The sequence below is a fragment of the Desulfosporosinus paludis genome, from assembly GCF_045689965.1.
Lineage (GTDB): Bacteria > Bacillota > Desulfitobacteriia > Desulfitobacteriales > Desulfitobacteriaceae > Desulfosporosinus > Desulfosporosinus paludis.
The window spans coordinates 2063382-2084243 of sequence record NZ_CP144211.1 but is presented as its reverse complement, the minus strand read 5'-3'; the positions used below and the strand labels follow the sequence as shown (position 1 = coordinate 2084243).

Genomic DNA, 20862 nt, shown 5'->3' with positions numbered 1-20862 from the left:
TAATATTTAAAGGAGGAGAGATTATGCACGAAAAAATTTCAAGTTGTGCTCTACACGGTCCTGCGCCTATTCCTCAAGAAGGAGGGTGGACCAAGTTTCTGGAAATTGCTGACTTAAGCGGTCTTAACCATGGGATTGGCGCCTGCGTAGCCCTAGCTGTGAGAACTGCTCAAGCCAATGGTCATCGATAGAGCCAAAAGGTTCAAACGACCTAATATTTTCCGACATGAGGATATTTTGTAAGAGTTCTGAAGGCTTAAGGAGGAAAATAAATAAGTTGTTTAATATTATGGTATTAGGTATAGTGAGTCTATTGACAGACATTAGCTCGGAAATGGTTTACCCATTGCTGCCAATTTTCTTAACTACAACCCTTGGGGCAAGCCCAGCCATAGTTGGTATTATCGAGGGAATTGCTGAAAGCGTAGCCAGTTTACTTAAAGTATTCTCGGGATATTGGGGGGACAAGACAAAGAAGAAAAAGGAATTGGCTATTGTTGGGTATGGGGGCTCTTTTCTCGGTAAGATCATTTTGATTGTGGCTGGCTCTTGGAGCGGAGTACTTCTGTCACGGTTAATAGATCGATTAGGAAAAGGGATAAGGACTGCTCCACGTGATGCCCTGATTGCAGAGTCTGCCAAAGCTCAAGCTCGTGGACATGCTTTTGGCTTACACCGGACGATGGATACGTTTGGAGCTGTCATAGGGGTTGCTATTGCCTATGTACTTCTAGTCGGGAATACCTTCGATTTTAAGAGGATTTTCTTCTTCTCCATGATCCCTGCTTTTTTGGGAGTCATAGCTATCTTTTTTGTACGGAAGCCTCAAGAAATCCAAGTTGGCGAAAAGAAGCTTTCTTTCTCTTGGTCTATATTGAATAATCGATTAAAAGCATTTTTAATTCTAGCTTTTATATTTAATCTAGGGAATTCTTCCAACCAATTTCTGTTGCTAAGAGCGAACAAACTTGGTGCTTCCACTCCACATGTGGTCTTGCTATATTTGATCTATAACTTGAGTTACGGTTTGTTAGCATATCCAGTCGGAAAACTATCGGACCGAGTAGGTCGTAAAAGTATTTTAGTAGCGGGTTACTTCATTTATGCCTTGGTGTACCTGGGGTTTGCCCTAGTCACACAATTATCTTTCCTTTGGTCTCTATTTATAATTTATGGATTTTATATTGCGTTTACCGAAGGAGTGGAAAAGGCCTTCCTAGCAGATATAGCACCCACCCATTTAAGGGGTACGGTCATTGGTTTACATGCGGCCTTGGTCGGTTTAGCCCTTCTACCTGCATCATTACTGGCTGGTGTTTTATGGGATTTCTTCGGTGCTGCAGCACCCTTCTATTTTGGGGCAAGTATGGGTTTACTGGCTGCTGCTGGTTTGTTCTTTATTCTAAAGGATAAACGGGATACATAGAATAAGCACTTCTTCTTTAAGTGTTTACAGCATATATTCACGCGAACGTATTTATTGGAGAACAGTTCCAAGCGGATTGATCAGAGACGTTCGTAAAATATTGTTTTTTGTAGAAGAGGATGGTTTAAAAAACAGCAGAATAATATAGCTATTATATCAACGACACGATAGCTTTAAAGGAGTGTGGAGGATGAATCAATCCCAGCTTGATTACCTTAACTCTTGGTTTAAACACTATTCATATAGCTTCCTGCCGAGAAAGCCTAAAATAGATTTCGATATTCAGTTCAAGATAGATCATACCTACCGAGTTAAGGCCAATACTCTGGATATTGCAGTCTCACTTGGTTTAAACACTGATGACCTCCGCCTTGCAGAGGTTATTGGGTTACTTCATGATGTGGGTCGGTTTGAACAATTCGCGAAATATGGTACATATAGGGACGATATCTCGGAGGATCATGCCGAGTTAGGTCTTAGAGTCTTGACCAGTAATCAGGTATTACTTGGGTTATCAGAGGAAGAAACGAACATAGTTGAGACAGCAATAAGATATCATAATAAATATTTGCTCCCCCAGGTGATCTGCAATAATTGCCTTGTATTTTGCAAATTAATTCGAGATGCAGATAAACTGGACATATTAGGGCAACTGGTTCATGAGACGACTGAAGGCTCACCGGGCGGAGATGACTATTCTCCGGAAGTTGTAATGTCGATTCTTGAAGGGAAGGTTGTATCTTTTGGGGCTATCAAAGCTGCAGGTGATCTAAAATTAATGAGAATGTCTTGGTTTTTAGACATCAACTATAGTCTAACGATAAAAAAACTTAAGGACCAGAGAATTTTGGATCAGTTGGTTGAAAAGCTTCCGTTAACAGAGGATATCAAGCAAGTTTATGACTTTCTTGAAAATCACATGAATCAGAAACTAATTACTATAACTTAATCCTTCTGGACCAGAGGTCTGTTAAAAGCTTAAAACAACCAACCACGTGATGATGTGGTTGGTTGTTTTTTGTGTGCGCCACGCATGACGATTAACTAGACGGTGAAAGTCCGATATGGGGGTATGTAGCGACCAACCATTAGCTTAAGGCAAGGGTGTCCATCGTGAGGTGGAATCTGAAGGAAGCCGGCGGCAAAATTCTGACCCGAGGAACACGAACAGCATCAGGCGCAAAACGTGGGGTAAGACTGCACGACAAGTTAAAGCCCAAAAGCTACACAGACACGCCAGCGTAAATGTTGCGGGTACATGGAATGAAAGTGAATCGTCTTACCGTGGGAGGCCTCACGGACGGGTGGAAACAGAGTAAGAAACCCGGTTGAAACAAGATTTATCGTGAGGAGTCAGCAGAAGCCATAGTACAGAGGTGATCTAGACACCGACGGAAGGGCTGAACCAAAGGAGGTGTGGGTCAATGAAAGTTACTGAAAGTGGTAATTTAAAACACAGACAACTTCGAATTGAAGACTATCTGCAAAGGGTATCTGCGGAACAGAAAGAGTATGCAGAAGTGTGCGAGCTACCTAAGATGACTGAAACCGACAACACCAACACAAATGAGCAGACGAATGGGTTGCTTGAGCAAATCCTTAGCACTGAAAATCTAAACCAGGCCTATAGGCAGGTTAAAAGAAACAAGGGCGCAGGTGGAATTGATGGTATGCAGGTAGATGAACTTCTACCCTTCTTGAAAGAACACAAGGATGAACTATTGCAATCTCTCCGGGATGGTAAATACCGTCCAAAACCCGTACGGAGGGTAGAAATACCCAAAGAGAACGGAAAGACCAGAAAACTAGGAATACCCACCGTCTTAGACAGGTTAATTCAACAAGCGATAACTCAAGTTCTAAGTCCCATCTTTGAGAAACAGTTTTCAGACAATAGTTTTGGATTTCGACCGAATCGTAGTGCCCATGGGGCATTAAGAAGATGCCAAACCTATATAACAGTAGGTTACAAATATGTAGTTGATATGGATTTGGCCCAATATTTCGATACGGTAAACCAAAGTAAGCTTATCCAAATTTTGTCGGAGACGATAAGAGATGGCCGGGTCGTATCGCTGATTCACAAATTCCTGAAAGCAGGAGTTATGACCAATGGAATGTTTGAAGAAAGTCCAGAAGGTGTACCACAAGGAGGCCCCCTGAGCCCATTACTTGGCAACATAATGCTTAACGAATGTGACCACGAACTGGGAAAGCGGAAACACCACTTTGTACGTTATGCAGACGATATGATGATCTTCTGCAAAAGTAAAAAGGCGGCAAAACGAACACTTGATCACATTCTCCCTTATATCGAAGGGAAACTATTTCTGAAGGTAAATAGGGAGAAAACGAAGGTCGCTCATGTAAACTATGTCAAGTTTTTGGGATATAGCTTTTACATTTACAGGGGAGAAGGGCGCCTGAGAATCCACCCAAAAAGCATCCAGAAGCTTAAGGATAAAATCCGAGGAGTTACTGGGCGTAGCAATGGGATGGGAATCGAAGAGCGCAGAACTAAACTCAATCAAGTAGTACGAGGCTGGACGAATTACTTCAAACCTGCCGATGCAAAGAACCTACTCAAGGACCTGGATGAATGGACGAGAAGTCGCATACGAATGGCAACTTGGAAGCGATGGAAGAAAACCCGAACAAGGTTTGAGAACCTGAAGAAAGCGGGCATTACCAAGGAACAAGCATGGATGTGGGCAAACACAAGAAAAGGCTATTGGCGCGTTGCCCATAGCCCTATTCTGACAAAAGCTCTATCCAATGAGCGTTTCAGACGAATCGGATACCTTAGTTTTAGTGAATGTTATTCTGCGAAATAATGTATAAACTTTGGAAGCGCCGTATACCGAACGGTACGTACGGTGCTGTGGGAGGTCGGCTGATCAATTAATGATCAGCCTCCTACCCGATTTAGTAGAGCGATGAAAGACTGCTATTCCGCTATTCTTTTCCGTGTTTGTAAACATGGACATCCGATGTTAAAACTAAGCCCTTTGGTACCATTGCACATATCTCTTGGATCAAGGGATCGATTTTTTCTGCAACTTCGACAATCTCTAAGGTTATCGGTAAATCGGATGACAGCTCTAAGAAACGAGCGGAATGGAGAACTTTATCCGCGCCGTATCCTTCGATTCCCCGGCAGACCGTTACCCCGCCAATCCCTTTTTCTTTGAGCCAATGAACTAAATATTGGTACAGGGGCTTATTTTTGTAGCGCTCGCTTTCACCTAAGTAAACTTTAAGTAACGTTGCTTTTCCTTGCATCCAATATGCCTCCTTTCATGTGAACTTATAGCTTAACGACTTAATTTGAACCTCGTCTTAAAACAATCTTTTTGATTCATAGGATTTAGTAAATTGAAACGATAAATTACAGCATACGAGCCAGACCTACTCCCAGAGCAACTCCAAAGAAACCAATGCTTACACTTAGTAAAGTATATAGCCCTGCAGTGAGCATACTTCCCCCTTCAATTAACATTATAACTTCGTAGCTAAACGTTGAGAATGTGGTATAAGCTCCTAAAAAACCTATCCCAATACCCAATCTCCATAATGGGCTGATTGTCAGTTTTTCTATAAATAATATATTAAGAAATCCTAATAAAAAAGCCCCTGTTATGTTTATTATAAAAGTACCTAACGGAAATCCTTGATTCCATTTGCTGGATATTAAAAGACCGAGACCGTAACGGGACAGTGCCCCTAAAGCGCCTCCTAAAGCGATAACCATTATACTTTGCATTTTTTCCTCCTTTTTAAGAAAAATAAAAGGCTCCTACTGAGATAGTTTCAGTAGGAGCCATTAGCATTATGCAAAAGCGAGCCCCATCGCAAGCTGGGAAGGCTTAAAATTAGTAACTTACCCAACTCACAGTTAATAATAACGAAAAAAGGGTTTGAAATCAATAGTATTTGGAAATTTTGAGTCATTCCCCGATTTTAAACATGTTTTGCTCGTTTGGGTATGAAGTTTAGAGGGATCAAGTAACCTATGAAGAATATTTGAGTTATGAATGTTATTAAATAACAGCTAACAAGGAGTTATCGACATGCGAAACATAAAGAAGAAATCTAAAATAACTCTTAAACCAAGAACTCAAGCTCTCTTTAATACGGGGACTCGCCCCCATAAGTCCATTAAGGATTACACCCGGAAAAATAAACATAAGGAAGCATTTTCAGGAGACGGAGAGTAGTTTTCCTTGAACATAGTAAAACGAGGAGGTATTTAAATTGGGTGGACTTTTGGCGATATTACTATGGGCCCTTAGTTTTGTTGTTATGTACACGATCATTAAAGCAGCTGTAAAAAATGGTGTAACTGAAGCACACCAAGAATTAATCGAATCTGTTAGGGCAATAGAACGTAAACTTGAGACTAAATAATTGAGCCGACAAATTAAAGGGACTCATTGGAGATGACTTACAAAATAAAATGAGTCGATCGAATACGCTAGTTCATAATGGCAGTAATCAGAGTTTTAAGGAAAGAGGGATGACGTATGCCCGTGAAGGCTATCCCCCAAGAAAAGCTATGCAAGTCGGCCCTGAACAAAACAGGAATTCCAGGTTTTGATTATTGCATGAATCCCTATGTGGGCTGTGTTCATGGCTGCACATATTGTTATGCTTCTTTTATGTGCCGCTTTACAGGTCACCAGGAAGCGTGGGGAGAGTTCCTGGATGTGAAAGTTAATTTTCCTGCGGTATTGGCCAAACAATTAAGCGGGCGTCGGGCGCGACCTGAAGGCAAGGTTTTATTAGGCTCGGTAACAGATGCTTATCAGCCAATTGAAGCCCACTATGAAATTACTCGATCCAGCTTGAAGGTCTTAGCCGACTATCAAATGCTTGATGTGAACATCTTAACGAAATCGGCCTTAGTACATAGGGATATACCGATTTTACGTCAAATGCGTGCTTGTGAGGTTGGATTTACTATCACTTCTCTGGATTTAAAAACTGCTCAGTTGTTCGAACCAGGCGCTTCTCCACCGCTTGAGCGAGTCGACGCTGCGCGACAATTAATTAAGGCTGGGATTCCAGTGTGGGTTTTTATTGCCCCATTATTACCAGGATTATCGGATCATGAAGAGGCTTTGACCAAATTGTTGCATATTTTCCGTGAAGAAGGCATAACCGAAATTCTGGTAGACTTTCTTAACCCCTATCCTGCTGTTGTACATCGCTTGAAAAGTGCCTACCGTCAGTTTTTCCCTAAGAACATGCCAGAACTGGAAGAATATCTGCACAATCCAGAAGCTTATCGGGATAAAATCAAAGGCCAATTTCAGCAGATAAGTGGGTTTATGGGTTGCCATCCCAATTTTATATCGACCTAATCAAACCAAATTGCTTGCTTGCTGTATTTTAGACAGTTAATATTTGTTTGGGTCTACGAACTATGACTGGTAGATATATCAAAGTGAAAGCTGGGTTACGATACAATTCTAGTAGATGATGTCCATAGTACTTTCGATAGTGAAATACTTACAGCTCCAAAAACATACAGAATCATAATGGAATATTGGGTAGGGGGATGTTAAGCTAAAACGGGCAAACGAGGTTGATTTTGAACAAATGTGATTATGACAAAGTGGTTTCGCTCGAAATTAATCAAAATTATTTTGGGGGGATGCAGATATGTCAACACGTAAAGAAATTTTGCTTACCCAAATGCGTGCTTGCCAAAATCAGGATGGATGGTTTGTTTCGTTGAACGTTGCTCTTCGAGGGCTAACTGCAGAACAGGCTGCACAACGAGGGCGACAATCTGCAAATTCGATCTTAGGTATCGTTCATCACCTTGTATTCTGGAACGAACGCTATCTGCGACGCTTTAATCGTGAAACTGTACTTCCTCTTGACATATCTAACGCCGAGACTTTTGAATATAAAGATGCTGACGAAATTATTGAGAGATGGGATGATCTGAGACAAAGATTAGATAATTTACTTACCCAATGGGAAGAAGCTATTATCAAATGTGATGATGCGAAATTGGACACCCGATCTAGCTCAGATAATGACGAATTGTGGTGGAGCTCATTGGCGCACTTGGCAATTCACAATGCAAATCACATTGGGCAGATTGTTCATATTCGTAAAGAACAAGGTTTGTGGGAAACATGGGGAAACATTGGATGACAAGTTTTCTAGATATAAAAGTTATGTTAATATTATTCTAATTAAAATCAATAAAATAAAATTAAGATAATTTTACAATGGCAGACTCTAACGTTAAATAAATTTAGGAGAGGTGTCCAATGCCTACTAAAAGAGATGTAGAACGCACATTGGAAAACCGAGACTGGGAGCAGCTTACAATCTGGGCCAAAGAGGACAGAAATGTTATACGACAACTCGTGTCGCGGATTTACGTCAAAGATGGAATGATTTTTTGGAGAGCTGTTGAAGCCTTGGGCGTTGTAACCCATGCTCTGGAGCAGGAAGAAAAAAACATAGCGGTTGAGCTTGTTCGGCGGTATTTTTGGATGCTCAATGAGGAGTCCGGGGGGACGGCTTGGAATTCCTCGGAAGCCATAGGGAGTATTATTGCCCATTGCCCGGAAACCTGCGGGCATTTTAATTGGATGTTGTCGGATTTGTTGCAAGATGACAGCCTAAGAGAGGGAGCATTGTGGGGGTTCTGTCAAATTGCTCTGAACGCTCCTCACTTAGTAGAGCCGCTCGAAGAACGCATAAAACCGTATCTATCATCGGAAGCGCCGTTGAACCGGGGCTTGACGGCCTTGATTTACACTCTGATGAAATCTTCCCAAGAAGTTTTCCCTCTTTATCGTGAAACAGGGCTTAAGTGGAAGATCTCTGAGACCGTAGATTCTTCTTTAAAAAACGATCAGAGCGTCATTGAAATTTATCAAGACGGAAAACTTAAGAAGTATCATATCTCAGATCTTTGGAATGCCCAAACCGTCTCATTTTGGACGGAAAAGGTCATGATTAAAGACTTAGAAGTAGAATTAACACTCGCCTCTTCGTCGGAGGGACTTTGTTGGCTGGGGCTGGGGCCAGCTGCGGCAGAGGAAGAAACACTCCGGACATGGGCTTTGCGTTGGTTTCCGAAGATGTTTGTCGTTCGGAAGCGAGAGCCTAACAGTCAAGCGATACAACAGTTACAGGAATACTTAAAAGGGGATCGTAAGTTGTTCACAATCCCAATTCATCCTATGGGGACACCTTTTCAGCGAAAAGTTTGGGAAGAACTCTGCCGTATTCCTTTTGGAGAAACAAGAAGCTATGGTGAATTAGCTGTGAACGTGGGAAACCCAAATGCTCAAAGAGCGGTCGGCATGGCCAATCATCGAAATCCTATCGGGATTGTGGTGCCATGTCATCGGGTGATCGGTAAAAATGGAAGTCTGACAGGGTATGCAGGCGGTATAGATATTAAGCAAAGGCTTCTAGAGCTGGAGGGCGTTTTTACGTTGATTGAGAAAAATGGCTGAGATAATTTTCTTGAAGGATCTCCTGGTAGGAAACTAATCTCAAACTTAAGCGAATAAAAGGTGGAATGATTTATGGAGACGAAATCGCTGTTTACCGGGGTAGAACACATCGGGATAAAAGCGTTAAATATGGAGAAAGCTCTTAGCTTTTACCGAGAAGTCCTAGGCTTTAAGCTTATGCATCGGATTAAGCCGGGAGACGTCGAGTTGGCCTTTTTAGAATTAGGCGGTACTGTCGTGGAGTTGGTAGAAGTTATCGATGGGCGTCGGTTTGAGAATGGAATTATCAATCATTTAGCTCTCCGTGTAACGGATATTTTTAAAGCCATAGAATACTTGCAAACCCATCAAGTGGAGATGTCCTCCTTAGAACCAATGTCCTTAGGAGAGGGTCGGCATAATTTTTTCTTCTCTGGCCCAAGCGGGGAAAAAATCGAGCTTTATCAAGGATAGGAAGAAGATAAGAATTGGGGGGAAACTGACTTTCCCCAAACCATCCATTATGGTAATATTAACCTGAAGTTGATGAAGGTCTATGAGATGGGCTGCAAGGGCTCTCCCGATTTGATTGTTGAAATTATATCGCCCTGCTCAATTAAAATGGACAGATTTATCAAGTTTAACAAGTATGAACAGGCAGGGGTTCGAGAATATTGGATTGTTGAACCCGAAGGAAAGTTGGTCAGCGTTTTTGTACTTCAGGATGACCAGAGATATGGCCGCCCAGAGCTATACACAGAGGATGATAAAATAAAAGTATCGATATTCCTTGATTGCCTGGTTGATTTAAAACCAGTTTTTGAAGGAATTTGATTCATAGTGAGTGAAGTGGCCTTGGTTATCCAGAGAGGTTTTAAGCGTCTGCTAATTGAATGCAAATATGGCTTCGCTAATTATGCATCGGATGCATAATTAGCGAAGCTTTTTACTTGGACTGTCAGAAGGTACCACTTTGTTGATAATTTCTGCAGCGTAAGTACACAACGAATGGTTTATGCTCTCGCATGCTAACAAGTGCTAAGACAGCATCTTTGGGCATACGCCGAGTTTTCTTTAAATCGAAAATTGACGTTTTATGATAATCTTTGTTATGCTATGTTCTAGTCGAAATCATCTTAAATTAGTCTTTTACCTAGATCTACTAAAAATCAGAATGGAATTGTAAGTAATGCAAAAGAAACGTTATTATACGTTTAATGAACACTTGCGAGAAAGATTCGGAGAGAAAGTCTTCAAGGTTTCCCTGGATGCTGGCTTTACCTGCCCTAATCGAGATGGGACGTTGGGGTGGGGAGGGTGTGTCTATTGCAGTGAACGGGGGTCAGGAGACTTTGCCGGGGAACATGGGTCGCCCATTCATGATCAGTTTGCCGTTGTGACGGAACGAATGAAAAGAAAATGGCCGACAGCTAAGTACCTGGCATATTTTCAAGCGTATACAAATACCTACGCCCCTGTGGAACGACTGCGCGAAGTATATGAAAAGGCTTTAGCGGAGGAGAACGTGGTTGGCATTTCCATTTCAACAAGACCAGATTGTTTAGCGGAAGATGCCTTAGATTATCTGGACGAGTTGAATCAAAAAACCTATTTATGGGTTGAATTAGGGCTGCAAAGTATCCATGATCGCACCATGGAATGGATTGGCAGGGGACACAATTATGCGCAGTTTCTCCAAGGTCTTGACCAATTGCGTTCAAGAGGGATTCGCGTTTGTGCCCATATTATCCTTGGCCTTCCGGGCGAATCAAAAGAAGAAATGATGGAAACCGCTCAAGCAGTGGCAAAGATGCCTCTGCAAGGAATTAAGATTCATTTGCTCCATTTACTGAGAGGGACGCCTTTAGCAGCGATTTATGAATCTCAACCCTTTGAACTGATGATGAAAGAAGACTATGTCTCCCTTGTAGTCGATATTTTGGAGATTTTACCTGCCGAAATGATTATCCATCGCTTAACCGGAGACGGTCCTCCCGATGACCTGATAGGTCCCCTTTGGAGTCGTAAGAAATGGGAGGTGCTCAATGCTATTGATGCCGAGTTAATGCGAAGGGATACATGGCAAGGGAAACAGTATAAAGAAAACTTAGCTGGCGCCCGAAGACACTGTCTTCGCACTTGTTAGCCTTGGCGAAGGCGGCTGCCTTAGTTGCACTTATGCTTCAGAAAGTATACAACAAAGTTATACTTTCTAATTAGTATAAAAAAAGGTAATCCCGAAGGATTACCTAGTGAAAGGGAGGAGAAAACTTAAAATTACTTAAGGCCTAAGATTTGATCTCGAAAACTTGACGGGGAGCATTAAATTTTGATAGGTTTCTTTCAATGGCTTAGCCTCTCTTAAAATCGGTTTATAGCTGGGAGCTAAGTCCAAGTAACGCTGCACATCTGAATTTGTTTCAATAATCCGTCGGAAAATTTGTTCATTGTTGAGACGTTCAGTCATGGCCTGATGCTCCTCTCGCAAACTATTTTATTAATTGACTCAAGAGTTATAGGGTTTTAACGATCCCGCTAAGGGGTTTCATAAGGGACGAGTTTTCCTTCCCAAGTTTTCAAAACAGCTTGGTTTTCATTGAGAGATATTAGATATTGAGGTAAGATAGGTGTCTTGCCCCCGCCTTTAGGAGCATTTATGATATAGGTTGGTACTGCAAGGCCTGAAGTATACCCACGTAAATGTTGCATTACGGCAAGCCCATCTTGAATTCTGGGCACAAAGTGACGCGTTCCCTTAACGTTTTTAGCATGGAAGATATAATAGGGACGAACCCTGATTTTTAGAAGCTCTTGATTTAGCTTCTTCATAACCTCGGGTTGGTGATTGATGCCTTTGAGTAAAACTGCCTGATTCCCTAAAACTACCCCTGCCGCTACAAGTTTATCAGCCGCTTTTTGTGCTGCTTTAGTGACCTCTTTGGGGTGGTTAAATTGAGTATTAATATAGATCGGTGGATATTTTGCTAAGATGGAACATAGATTTTCAGTGATGCGCATGGGCAGGGTAACAGGCACTCGAGTCCCAATTCGTTTGATTTCTACGTGAGGAATGGAATGGAGTTCGCCTAGGAGCCAGTCGAGGGTTTGATCACTCAAGAGCAAGGCATCTCCTCCGGTTACTAAGACATCCCTGATTTCTGAGTTAGCTCGAATATACTCAAGAGCAGTCTTAAGTTCTGCCAATTTAGCATGGGAGTCAGTTTCCCCAATATTTCTACGACGTTGACAATGGCGGCAGTACATGGCACACATGTTGGTGACATTGATAATTAGACGGTCTGGGTAACGTCGGGTAATACAAGGTGCAGGATTGGTAAGAGCTTCTCCCATGGGGTCTTCTTCCCCGAAATCATCGTTGAGCTCAGCAAGGGTGGGTAGTCCTTGGAGGCGAATAGGATCGAGGGGGTCTGCAATATCCATCAAGCTAAGATAATAAGGAGATATAGCCCAACGAAACGTTTTTCCTATATGTTCAATTTCTGAGCATTGTTGAGGAGATAATTGAGGGAATAGAGCTTTTAAACCATCCGAATTCGTAATTCGATGTTTCATTTGCCAATGCCAATCTTTCCAATCTTGAGGGGTAGCTTTAAAGTAATTTAAAATAGCTTCTTGACGCTGGCAGATAATGTCAGCGTTCGAAAACCCCGTAGAGATCGTTCGGCACTTCTCAAGATAAGGGGCAATCTTCTGTTTAAGCTCAGCTGCTCGCCGTAGTGAAAATTGGCGACTGGTATCCGGTGGATGAGTCAGTTGAACTGCCATTAAGATTCCTCCTTGTAGTTTATTTAAAATTAAACAAATTGTGTACGCTGCAACTAACAACCTAATAATATCACTTAAAGTTGTTAGTTGTCAAGAGCATGATGCCGCACGAAGTTGGCTATGTTATAATAGATTAAATGGGGTAAGGGGTTGAAAAGATTTGGAACAAGCTCGTTATCAGGAGATAGCCATTGATATAGCTCATGCGATCATGATGGGAGAATATCATGAAGGAGAAAAAATTCATGGTCGTTCTACGTTGGCAGGTCGATATAATGTATCTCCAGAAACAATACGCAGGGCAATCGCTATTTTACAAAATGTAGGTGTCGTTATCGTAAGTCAAGGGGTAGGAATCACGGTAACTTCAAAGGCGATGGCAGAGAAGTTTGTTAAATCCTTTGATCAAAAAGGTGAAATTCAAGTCTTTCTCGAGGATCTAAAGAAACTGATGGATCAAAGACGGGAAAATGACTTAAAAATAGAGAGTCATCTTAATAAGCTGCAAGGATATGCAGACCGCATCATGTCTCGTTGGTTAGATGTCGGAGAGATTGAGATTGGAAAGAATTCACCGGCGATTGGGAAAACCTTGCGCGATTTAAGGATTCGTGAACGCACAGGTACTACGATTATTGCGGTGGTGCGAGATGGCGTAGAACAGTTCTCGCCTGAGGCAAGTTTTATTTTACGCGGCGAGGACGTATTATTGGTGGCGGGTTCGGCAGAGGGACAATTGCGGCTACAACAACTGATTTTATGAAATGGAGAAGAACATGTATCCAGGTATTGATATGATAGAAATTGAACGAGTGGCGAGAGCTTTAGAACGGCAACCCAGACTATTGGAACGGCTTTTTACAATGCGTGAGCGAGAATACCTGAAGGGCAAAGCTATTCAGAGTTATGCGGCACGTTTCGCTGGAAAAGAAGCTATCCTAAAAACATTGGGAACAGGGTTGCGGGGACTATCCTGGCATGACATAGAAATCATGGCTGCTCCAAGTGGGGAACCTCTTGTTTTCCTCAGTTCCAGAGCAATGGTTCAAGTTCAGGTCAGAGGGGGTTCCTTAGTTCGTGTTAGTTTAACTCATAATCGTACACAGGCCATGGCGTTCGCAATTTTAAGTTAGGGTCGAATGGTAAGTGGGGTGGAAAAAGTGCGTGTAGTTAACGCAGAACAAATGCGTCAGATCGAAGAACGGGCTATTCATCAATATGGTATCCCAAGTTTGCTTCTTATGGAAAATGCGGCTTGGGCTGTTGTTGAGGAAATTCGTCGTGGTCTCGTCCAGAAAGAGGGGAGTCTTAGTGGCCTTAAAGCTGTGATCTTAGTTGGAAAGGGCAATAATGGGGGAGATGGGCTAGCGGTCGCTCGGCATTTGGCCTTTCAAGGTATGGATGTCTCAGTCTTATTGTTTGCCGGAGCCGAGGAACTCAAAGGGGATGCAGCCCTGAACTTGCGTCTCTATCAAGGAACGGCAGGGAAATGTTTTATTATTGAAGGAGAAAAACAACGGCTCTTGGCAAGATTTGCTCTAGCCCAAGCCGATGTCATTGTCGATGCTCTTTATGGAATTGGAATGCGTGGGGCTTTGCCAAGTTTGATCGAAGAATATGTCAATGAAGTAAACAATGCCTCCGCATGGGTGGTATCAGTCGACATTCCCAGCGGAGTAGAGGCTAATACTGGTAATGTATATCGTACTGCGATTCGAGCTCAAACGACGGTCACATTTGGACTTCCCAAATGGGGCCTTTTTCTGGGTGAAGGGCCGGATTATTGTGGGAGAGTTGCAGTGGACCCGATTTCTATCCCCGAAGAGTTTCTCGGGGACGAAAGTATTTCTACATATGTTTTAACCGACGATACGATTAGTGCCATGCTTCCAGTACGCGGTCTCAAAGGACATAAGGGAACTCATGGCAAAGGGGTTCTCGTTGCCGGTTCTAAGGGGATGAGCGGTGCGGCCTGTTTAGCCGGCCGAGGTGCTTTGCGCAGTGGTGTCGGCTTATTACAAATTATCACGCCTCAAGGAATTGCCCAAGACGTGGATGCAAGTCTAACGGAGGCGACTGTTTGGTCTGCGCCGGGGCAAGATTATCTGAATGAAGAGGCTTGGCCTGTGATCTTAAGGCAAGGCGAGAAAGCTCAAGCCATGGCGATTGGTCCAGGCCTTGCTCAAAATCCTCAATTTGTGGGTGTACTCGAGCAAGTTCTAAGAATATTCAGTTTTCCAATTATATTAGATGCAGATGCACTTAATCTGATAAGCCAAGAATTAGGTTTACTTGAGGCAAGAAATGGACGAGGACCGTTAATCCTCACCCCACACCCTGGTGAAATGGCCAGGCTGTGTCAATGTAGTGTTAAGGATGTTGAACGCAATCGATTGGATTTAGCGTTGACAAAAGCTGTTGAATGGGAGGCCGTCGTCGTACTCAAGGGTTCGGTGACAATTGTTGCCTCGCCAGATGGCCGGGCCTTTTTTAACCCAACCGGCAACCCAGGGCTAGGCACAGGAGGAACAGGGGATGTCCTCACAGGAAGTATCCTGGCATGGTTGGCTCAAGGAGTGCAGCCGTTAGAAGCAGCTTGTTTGGGAGTTTATTTACACGGAAAATCTGCAGATGACCTTGCTAATGACTATGGATGGTCAGGGTTCATGGCTTCGGAAGTAGCGGACCGCCTGCCAATTGTGCGGCGTTCCTTGGAACTAAAGCTGGGCTGAGAGGAAAAGAGGAGGGAGAATTATGGAGCGACAGGTTTGGGCCGAAGTGAATCTACAGGCCTTAAAAGAAAATTATTACAAGCTTCAGGCTTATACTCAAAGTGAAATGATGCCCATTGTCAAGGCGGATGCTTATGGACATGGGGCGATCCCAGTTGTGAAGACTCTTTTGGAGTGCGGGGTGAAACGCTTTGGTGTTGCCTTGCTGCAAGAGGCCTTAGAACTAAAAGATGAGTTTCCTCAACTGAACGTCATGATCATTGGGCCTAATGAAATCGATCAGTGGGATACCTTAGTGAAGGAAGATATAGTTCCTTCAATTTTTCAGGTTTCTCAGGCACGAGCTCTCTCAGAAGCGGCTGTAAAATTTGGCCGAACGGCGAGATTACACATAAAAATTGACACTGGAATGGGTAGAATCGGATTTCGTGACACGGATATTTCCGAGATTATGAAAGTATCAGCCCTGCCCAATTTATTCATAGAAGGGATTTTTACGCACTTTGCAACGTCTGATCAAAAAGATTTGACCTTTGCTCGACAGCAGCTAAAACGCTTTCAAATACTTTGTGATAAACTTAAAAAAGGTGGACTCAAAATTCCCATCCGGCATGCTGCGAACAGCGCTGCGATCCTTCAATTTCCAGAGTCTCATTTTGAACTCGTTCGTCCGGGGATAAGTCTCTATGGACTGACACCATCACCACAGATGGGAGGGAATGTCGGCTTAGAACCAGTTATGTCATGGAAAGCTAAGGTCTCTCATGTAAAAAAAATAAAAACAGGTGAGACTGTTAGCTATGGCCGCACGTTTCAAGCGGCTTATCCCACTAATGTTGCCACTATTCCTTTAGGGTATGCCGATGGATTAAGGCGGGCACTTTCTAACTATGGTGAAATGTTGATTCACGGACGGCGTTCTACGATTATCGGACGGGTTTGTATGGATCAAACGATGCTTGAGGTGACAAAGATTCCTGGTGTCCATGTTGGAGATGTAGTTACGATACTGGGGAAAGACGGGTATGAGCAAATTACGGCCACTGAAATGGCAGAATGGTTGGGGACTATTAATTATGAAGTCGTTTGTGGGATTTCTAAGCGTGTCCCCCGGATTTATCTCGCTCTCCCAGAGATTAAGTAGATATGGTTTTTAGGTTCGCAATTAATTTATAATCCTGAAAATGATAATTGTAGTAAACTAAATTATTAATAAATTTAAGTGGGCTGTGACAAACGGGGAATGAAGTTTGTTGCAGCCCTTGTTTAATTGGGAAAGTATAGTAAACCATTGGTTCATAAAATCCTCAAATCGTGGGATATTACATATTTAGGTTGAAATTTTTGACTCTGTGGATAGGGGTAAAGCAGCATGGAGCAAAAGGAAAAAGTATCTGGAACTCAGTTCGAAATGTTAATGTTCGTTTTTGTGACTTCCACGATTATTATTTATGTCCCTGGTTTCACAGCAATAGAAGCAAAAGAATCTGCTTGGTTAGCGGCGTCGATACTCCCGTTTATCTTTGGGGCATTAACACTTTGGGTTGTATATAAGCTTGGAAGCTATTTTCCGCAACTTACGATTTTTCAATATTGTGAAGGTATCTTAGGCGGTTTTTTTGGCAAGTGCCTCGAAATACTTTACCTTATATTCTTGGTAGTTATGGATGCTTTAGTCCTCAGGGAATTCTCGGACTTTATAGTTATCACTACACTCCCTTTAACTCCGAAAACTTGTCTGCTGACTTGTATCTCGCTATTGGCAACTTATGGCGCTTATAAAGGATTGGAGGTTATTGCTCGGGCAGTCCAATTTATAATCAGCATCTATTTGCTGGGTTTTATAGCCGTTTTGCTGCTTGCCTTAACAAATTTTGAGATGGGCCGCTTACTGCCTGTTATGGAAGATGGAGTATGGCCAATTGTCCGAGGGTCGCTGGCACCGGCGTCTTGGTACGGGGAAATTTGTTTAATCACGATTCTATTTCCTTTTGTTAATAAGCCTAAAGAGCTAAAAAGAAAAGGTTTAATAACCTTAACAGCAATTGCTTTATTTTTAACACTGGACGTAGTCGTTACGATAGGAGTACTCGGATCGAATTTGACAAGTATGGTGACACTGCCTTTCTGGGCTGTCACAAGGAGCATCGAAATTGGTGAGGTCGTACAAAGGTTAGAAAGTTTCTTTATGGTAATTTGGATTACCGGAATTATTATTAAGGCAACCTTACTTAGTTATTTAATAGGCTTAGGTATAACTCAAGTTTTTGGATTAAAAAACCTTAAACTGGTTTTAGGTGTCGTCGCGGTTTCCGAACAGTTTATCTGTCTTAATATTGGGAATGCAACGCAGGTCAGCGTTATCTTACAAAGTTATTGGCCCCCTTTTGCCATTGTTTTTGAGCTGATCATCCCGACAGTTCTGCTTAGTATTAGATGGCTAAGAAAAAAACCATTGGGGGGGTAAAACCATAAGCCTGAAGAGTTTGTTAAATTACTGATAAGAAGACATATTAAGGAGAAATACAGATCCTTAGTAGGGGGGAGTGCTAATGAAGTTAAAGTCGTTGCTTAAACAGGCTTTGGGTTTTTCCGGAGAAAAGGGGTTAACTAAGCCAGAACAAATCTCCTTGGAAAAAAAACCATTAACCACTTCTCTGGAACAGAATTTAGCAGAGCTGCATAAGACCTTCGATTTATGCGCCGACATAGTCTTCAGGGAGGTCACGATTAATTGTGAGCCCCCTATAAGTGCTGTTGCTGTTTTTGTTGATACAATGATTGACGAAAAAATCGGGAGTGAAACAATTCTTAAGGCTATTCTGCAAGAGATAAACTCGCTGCCATCTAACGTTCAAATAACAAAATCGAATGCGACTAAGCTTCTTAACAATCGATTGTTGACGGCAATGAGTACAAAATTTGCCGAAGACTTTCAAGGATTAGTCGATTTTATTCTCAAAGGGGGAGTGGCCGTCCTAATCGACGGCTCGTCCAATGCCCTAGTTTGTTCTGTTGGCAGCCCTCAGGGAAGGGCAGTTGAAGAGCCGATAACTGAACCTGCAGTCAGAGGTCCAAGAGACGGCTTTGTCGAGGATTATCATACTAATTTATCCTTAATACGTCGAAGGATAAAATCAAGTAAGCTTAAAGTTGAGTTGCTCGAAGTTGGAGCAATCAGTAAAACTACCTTAGCCCTTTGTTACCTCAAGGGTATTGCCCAAGAGAGCCTAATCGAAGAAGTTAAAACCAGAATCAACAGGATAAAAATAGACGTAGTCCACGGGAGCGGGGTTATAGAAGAAATGATAACGGATCAGCCGTTTAGTTTATTTCCGCTTGTTCAGTATACGGAACGACCTGACAAGGTGGTTGGTTCCTTGGCCGAGGGTAAGGTTGCAGTTCTTGTTGATAACACTCCAATGACCCTCGTCGTTCCCACAACCTTCATTACTCTACTGCAGGCCAGTGAGGATTATGACAACGAGTTCCTCTTTGCTTCCTTTGTTCGGATCTTACGTTTTATTGCCTTAAATATTGCGCTCCTACTACCTGCAATAACCGTGGCTATAATGAGCTTTCATCAGGAAATTATCCCGGACAAACTATTAGGCATTATTATAACAAACCGGAAGGAATTGCCCTTTCCTATTTATATAGAAGTTTTTATTATGGAGATGTTTTTTGAGATTTTAAGGGAGGCTGGGGTGAGGTTGCCCAGAACTATTGGACAATCCGTCAGTATTGTTGGCGGCTTAGTTATAGGTCAAGCTACAGTAAATGCTGGTCTGGTAGGGTTCACACCAGTAATCGTTGTAGCCTTAACCGCTGTGGCATCGTTTGCCATACCCAATTATGCAGCCGGAACGTCAATACGCCTATTGAGGTTTGGGTTGATTATCTTGGCGGCTTTTATGGGTGGGGTCGGAATTATGATGGGGTTAATGTTTCTTTTGTTTTATCTTTGTGGACTTCGCTCTTTTGGGGTGCCTTATTTGTCTCCGATTGGGCCATTAAGTTTTTGGGATTTAAAAGATACATTTATTCGTTTTCCATGGTGGGCAATGCTTACTCGCCCCCACTTAACAGGAGAAAAAGATCCGGTTCGGATGGATACAAATCAAGGTCCAACCAAGCCGAGTAAAGGAAGGGATGATATCTGAGGGTGGAGGAGGTTATAAAAAAAGCACTTGGAGGGATTTAAAAGGTTGAAACTCTTCGTTAAGATTGGTTTGCTGGCTATAGTTCTTCAGGTACTTTGTATTGGGTGCTGGGATCAAAGGGACAGCAACAATATGGCAATTATCACGGTTCTAGGGTTCGACAGAATCACTGATGAGGATGGGACGGATAAATGGCAAATATCTGCATTTTTGATGCCGTCGGGTGCAGGGGATGGAACGGTGAGCGGAAGCGGAGGAGGCGGAGGAGAGAAACCTGCGAAAGAGGAAATCGTGTGGAGGGGTAAGGGGTTAACGATTTCTGAAGCAATCCAGGATTTCACGAAAAGGTCTCCCCGGGATTCTTTTTTTGCAGATGCCAACTCGGTTATTATTGGAGAAAGAGCCGCAAAAGAAGATTTATTGACTATCATCGATTATCTGAATCGACTTAGGGAGCAACGTCCGGGCTCTTTTATCATGGTCACTAAAGGAAATGCAAGTCGTCTGTTTGAAGCAGAGCCAGAGGCAGAGATTTCCGTATCGAGAGATTTAAAGGAATTAGCTCAAGGTACAGCCCGCAGCACCGGTATCGCTGAAGGGGTTAAGCTTATGAATTTTACCACTAATCTATTAAGTACGGACAGAGACCCGGTAGCCCCGGAAGTTAGGTTGATTACCCCCCAAGAAAAAAGAGGTGAAGAACCGGCAGGACCTCCTAAAGCTTTATTAGTTGAAGGGTTAGGGGTATTTAAAGATGCCAAGTTGGTTGGTTGGCTAAACAAAGAGGAAACGATGGGTTATAATCTGATCACGGAAAAAATCACCGCAGGGAATGTCATTATTCGGGTAAAGAGAAATGACAAGTGGTTCGGATTTTTAGTACAAAAATCAAAGCCCAAAATTAAAACAACGTTGATTGATAACAAACTAAATGTTAATGTAACGCTTGAAGTTAAAGGCAGTGTTGCCGAAGATAATGGAATCGATCTGTCCCCCGGCGAAATCGACCAGGTAGAGCAGGCTATTTCAGAGCAAATTGAACAAATAGTTATGAACACCATAGAAACCGTTCGGGGATATGAATCGGATTGTTTGGGTTTTTCGGAAGACTTACATCGCTATAGCCCTAAAGATTGGAAAGAGATAAAATCACATTGGAGGGAAACTTTTGTAGATGCCAATGTAGATGTTCAAGTTAAAGCTAGCATTGAAAATACAGGCAGACTTGGGCAAAGGTTAGAGCTGAAGAAGTAGCAGCCCAACTTGTCGAAGTGGGCTTTGTAAAA

The 20862-nt window shown here is 42.6% G+C and carries 23 protein-coding genes and 1 pseudogene; 20 read left to right on the top strand and 4 right to left on the bottom strand.

The genetic code is table 11. The features are described from left to right. Positions 1–23: 23 nt before the first annotated feature. From VZF35_RS10530 to ltrA, 5 genes are all read left to right on the top strand, one after another. Positions 24–191, top strand: a complete 168-nt coding sequence (locus tag VZF35_RS10530) for a hypothetical protein (RefSeq protein ID WP_407313409.1) — start codon at positions 24–26, stop codon at positions 189–191. An 86-nt stretch (positions 192–277) separates the two neighbouring features. After that, positions 278–1426, top strand: a complete 1149-nt coding sequence (locus VZF35_RS10525) for an MFS transporter (RefSeq protein WP_407313407.1) — start codon at positions 278–280, stop codon at positions 1424–1426. 190 nt (positions 1427–1616) lie between these two features. Continuing rightward, positions 1617–2375: an HD domain-containing protein gene (locus VZF35_RS10520; RefSeq protein ID WP_407313405.1), complete on the top strand. Its 759-nt coding sequence runs from the start codon at positions 1617–1619 to the stop codon at positions 2373–2375. Positions 2376–2539: 164 nt separating this feature from the next. Beyond that, positions 2540–2671 (top strand): hypothetical protein, encoded by a 132-nt coding sequence (locus VZF35_RS10515; protein ID WP_407305726.1) that lies wholly within the window; start codon positions 2540–2542, stop codon positions 2669–2671. Positions 2672–2850: 179 nt separating this feature from the next. Beyond that, positions 2851–4260, top strand: coding sequence for a group II intron reverse transcriptase/maturase (gene ltrA, locus VZF35_RS10510; protein ID WP_407305724.1), 1410 nt, complete (start codon positions 2851–2853; stop codon positions 4258–4260). 121 nt (positions 4261–4381) lie between these two features. Here the strand turns inward: ltrA and VZF35_RS10505 are convergent, their stop codons facing one another. Together VZF35_RS10505 and crcB are read right to left on the bottom strand one after the other, a co-directional pair. After that, complete coding sequence (locus tag VZF35_RS10505; RefSeq protein WP_407313403.1) at positions 4382–4708, bottom strand: DUF190 domain-containing protein; 327 nt, start codon at positions 4706–4708, stop codon at positions 4382–4384. Positions 4709–4814: 106 nt separating this feature from the next. Then, positions 4815–5189 carry a fluoride efflux transporter CrcB gene (gene crcB, locus VZF35_RS10500; protein ID WP_407313401.1) on the bottom strand — a complete coding sequence of 125 codons (375 nt, stop codon included), beginning with the start codon at positions 5187–5189 and terminating at the stop codon, positions 4815–4817. A 307-nt stretch (positions 5190–5496) separates the two neighbouring features. Between crcB and VZF35_RS10495 the strand changes: the two genes are divergently transcribed. The 8 genes and pseudogenes from VZF35_RS10495 (at position 5497) to VZF35_RS10460 (ending at position 11041) form a co-directional block, all read left to right on the top strand. Then, a complete protein-coding gene (locus tag VZF35_RS10495) occupies positions 5497–5643 on the top strand; it encodes a hypothetical protein (protein ID WP_407313399.1) in 147 nt (48 codons plus the stop codon). Between the two features lie 37 nt (positions 5644–5680). Next, positions 5681–5833 (top strand): DUF6019 family protein, encoded by a 153-nt coding sequence (locus VZF35_RS10490; protein ID WP_407313397.1) that lies wholly within the window; start codon positions 5681–5683, stop codon positions 5831–5833. A 116-nt stretch (positions 5834–5949) separates the two neighbouring features. Continuing rightward, a complete protein-coding gene (locus VZF35_RS10485) occupies positions 5950–6789 on the top strand; it encodes an SPL family radical SAM protein (RefSeq protein ID WP_407313395.1) in 840 nt (279 codons plus the stop codon). 301 nt (positions 6790–7090) lie between these two features. After that, positions 7091–7594, top strand: coding sequence for a DinB family protein (locus tag VZF35_RS10480; protein ID WP_407313393.1), 504 nt, complete (start codon positions 7091–7093; stop codon positions 7592–7594). A gap of 119 nt (positions 7595–7713) precedes the next feature. After that, a complete protein-coding gene (locus tag VZF35_RS10475) occupies positions 7714–8916 on the top strand; it encodes a DVU0298 family protein (RefSeq protein ID WP_407313391.1) in 1203 nt (400 codons plus the stop codon). Between the two features lie 72 nt (positions 8917–8988). Next, the gene (locus VZF35_RS10470) at positions 8989–9369 is read left to right on the top strand and encodes a VOC family protein (protein WP_407313389.1); all 381 of its coding nucleotides are present in this window, start codon (positions 8989–8991) and stop codon (positions 9367–9369) included. A gap of 75 nt (positions 9370–9444) precedes the next feature. Then, a pseudogene (locus tag VZF35_RS10465) lies at positions 9445–9729 on the top strand (Uma2 family endonuclease); the annotation flags it as partial. A 355-nt stretch (positions 9730–10084) separates the two neighbouring features. After that, positions 10085–11041 carry a TIGR01212 family radical SAM protein gene (locus VZF35_RS10460; protein WP_407313387.1) on the top strand — a complete coding sequence of 319 codons (957 nt, stop codon included), beginning with the start codon at positions 10085–10087 and terminating at the stop codon, positions 11039–11041. 135 nt (positions 11042–11176) lie between these two features. Here the strand turns inward: VZF35_RS10460 and VZF35_RS10455 are convergent, their stop codons facing one another. Next, positions 11177–11362, bottom strand: coding sequence for a hypothetical protein (locus VZF35_RS10455; RefSeq protein WP_407313385.1), 186 nt, complete (start codon positions 11360–11362; stop codon positions 11177–11179). A gap of 68 nt (positions 11363–11430) precedes the next feature. Then, on the bottom strand, positions 11431–12681 hold the full coding sequence (gene eam, locus VZF35_RS10450; protein ID WP_407313383.1) for a glutamate 2,3-aminomutase: 1251 nt from the start codon (positions 12679–12681) through the stop codon (positions 11431–11433). A 160-nt stretch (positions 12682–12841) separates the two neighbouring features. Here eam and VZF35_RS10445 point away from each other — a divergent pair, with 160 nt between their 5' ends. From VZF35_RS10445 to VZF35_RS10415, 7 genes are all read left to right on the top strand, one after another. Continuing rightward, positions 12842–13444, top strand: coding sequence for a TrkA C-terminal domain-containing protein (locus VZF35_RS10445; protein ID WP_407313381.1), 603 nt, complete (start codon positions 12842–12844; stop codon positions 13442–13444). Between the two features lie 13 nt (positions 13445–13457). Next, on the top strand, positions 13458–13814 hold the full coding sequence (gene acpS, locus VZF35_RS10440; RefSeq protein WP_407314573.1) for a holo-ACP synthase: 357 nt from the start codon (positions 13458–13460) through the stop codon (positions 13812–13814). Positions 13815–13841: 27 nt separating this feature from the next. After that, positions 13842–15413 (top strand): NAD(P)H-hydrate dehydratase, encoded by a 1572-nt coding sequence (locus VZF35_RS10435; RefSeq protein ID WP_407313379.1) that lies wholly within the window; start codon positions 13842–13844, stop codon positions 15411–15413. 22 nt (positions 15414–15435) lie between these two features. Continuing rightward, positions 15436–16557: an alanine racemase gene (alr, locus tag VZF35_RS10430; protein WP_407313377.1), complete on the top strand. Its 1122-nt coding sequence runs from the start codon at positions 15436–15438 to the stop codon at positions 16555–16557. A 228-nt stretch (positions 16558–16785) separates the two neighbouring features. Further along, complete coding sequence (locus VZF35_RS10425; RefSeq protein ID WP_407313375.1) at positions 16786–17880, top strand: endospore germination permease; 1095 nt, start codon at positions 16786–16788, stop codon at positions 17878–17880. Positions 17881–17965: 85 nt separating this feature from the next. Next, a complete protein-coding gene (locus VZF35_RS10420) occupies positions 17966–19576 on the top strand; it encodes a spore germination protein (RefSeq protein WP_407313374.1) in 1611 nt (536 codons plus the stop codon). A 45-nt stretch (positions 19577–19621) separates the two neighbouring features. Continuing rightward, positions 19622–20830, top strand: a complete 1209-nt coding sequence (locus tag VZF35_RS10415; RefSeq protein WP_407313372.1) for a Ger(x)C family spore germination protein — start codon at positions 19622–19624, stop codon at positions 20828–20830. The last annotated feature ends 32 nt before the right edge of the window (positions 20831–20862 follow it).

Coding starts and splice junctions, on each gene's coding strand:
- VZF35_RS10530 (WP_407313409.1), top strand. CDS start 24: ATGCACGAAAAAATTTCAAGTTGTGCTCTACACGGTCCTGCGCCTATT.
- VZF35_RS10520 (WP_407313405.1), top strand. CDS start 1,617: ATGAATCAATCCCAGCTTGATTACCTTAACTCTTGGTTTAAACACTAT.
- ltrA (WP_407305724.1), top strand. CDS start 2,851: ATGAAAGTTACTGAAAGTGGTAATTTAAAACACAGACAACTTCGAATT.
- VZF35_RS10505 (WP_407313403.1), bottom strand. CDS start 4,708: ATGCAAGGAAAAGCAACGTTACTTAAAGTTTACTTAGGTGAAAGCGAG.
- crcB (WP_407313401.1), bottom strand. CDS start 5,189: ATGCAAAGTATAATGGTTATCGCTTTAGGAGGCGCTTTAGGGGCACTG.
- VZF35_RS10495 (WP_407313399.1), top strand. CDS start 5,497: ATGCGAAACATAAAGAAGAAATCTAAAATAACTCTTAAACCAAGAACT.
- VZF35_RS10485 (WP_407313395.1), top strand. CDS start 5,950: ATGCCCGTGAAGGCTATCCCCCAAGAAAAGCTATGCAAGTCGGCCCTG.
- VZF35_RS10480 (WP_407313393.1), top strand. CDS start 7,091: ATGTCAACACGTAAAGAAATTTTGCTTACCCAAATGCGTGCTTGCCAA.
- VZF35_RS10475 (WP_407313391.1), top strand. CDS start 7,714: ATGCCTACTAAAAGAGATGTAGAACGCACATTGGAAAACCGAGACTGG.
- VZF35_RS10470 (WP_407313389.1), top strand. CDS start 8,989: ATGGAGACGAAATCGCTGTTTACCGGGGTAGAACACATCGGGATAAAA.
- VZF35_RS10460 (WP_407313387.1), top strand. CDS start 10,085: ATGCAAAAGAAACGTTATTATACGTTTAATGAACACTTGCGAGAAAGA.
- VZF35_RS10455 (WP_407313385.1), bottom strand. CDS start 11,362: ATGACTGAACGTCTCAACAATGAACAAATTTTCCGACGGATTATTGAA.
- eam (WP_407313383.1), bottom strand. CDS start 12,681: ATGGCAGTTCAACTGACTCATCCACCGGATACCAGTCGCCAATTTTCA.
- acpS (WP_407314573.1), top strand. CDS start 13,458: ATGTATCCAGGTATTGATATGATAGAAATTGAACGAGTGGCGAGAGCT.
- alr (WP_407313377.1), top strand. CDS start 15,436: ATGGAGCGACAGGTTTGGGCCGAAGTGAATCTACAGGCCTTAAAAGAA.
- VZF35_RS10425 (WP_407313375.1), top strand. CDS start 16,786: ATGGAGCAAAAGGAAAAAGTATCTGGAACTCAGTTCGAAATGTTAATG.
- VZF35_RS10420 (WP_407313374.1), top strand. CDS start 17,966: ATGAAGTTAAAGTCGTTGCTTAAACAGGCTTTGGGTTTTTCCGGAGAA.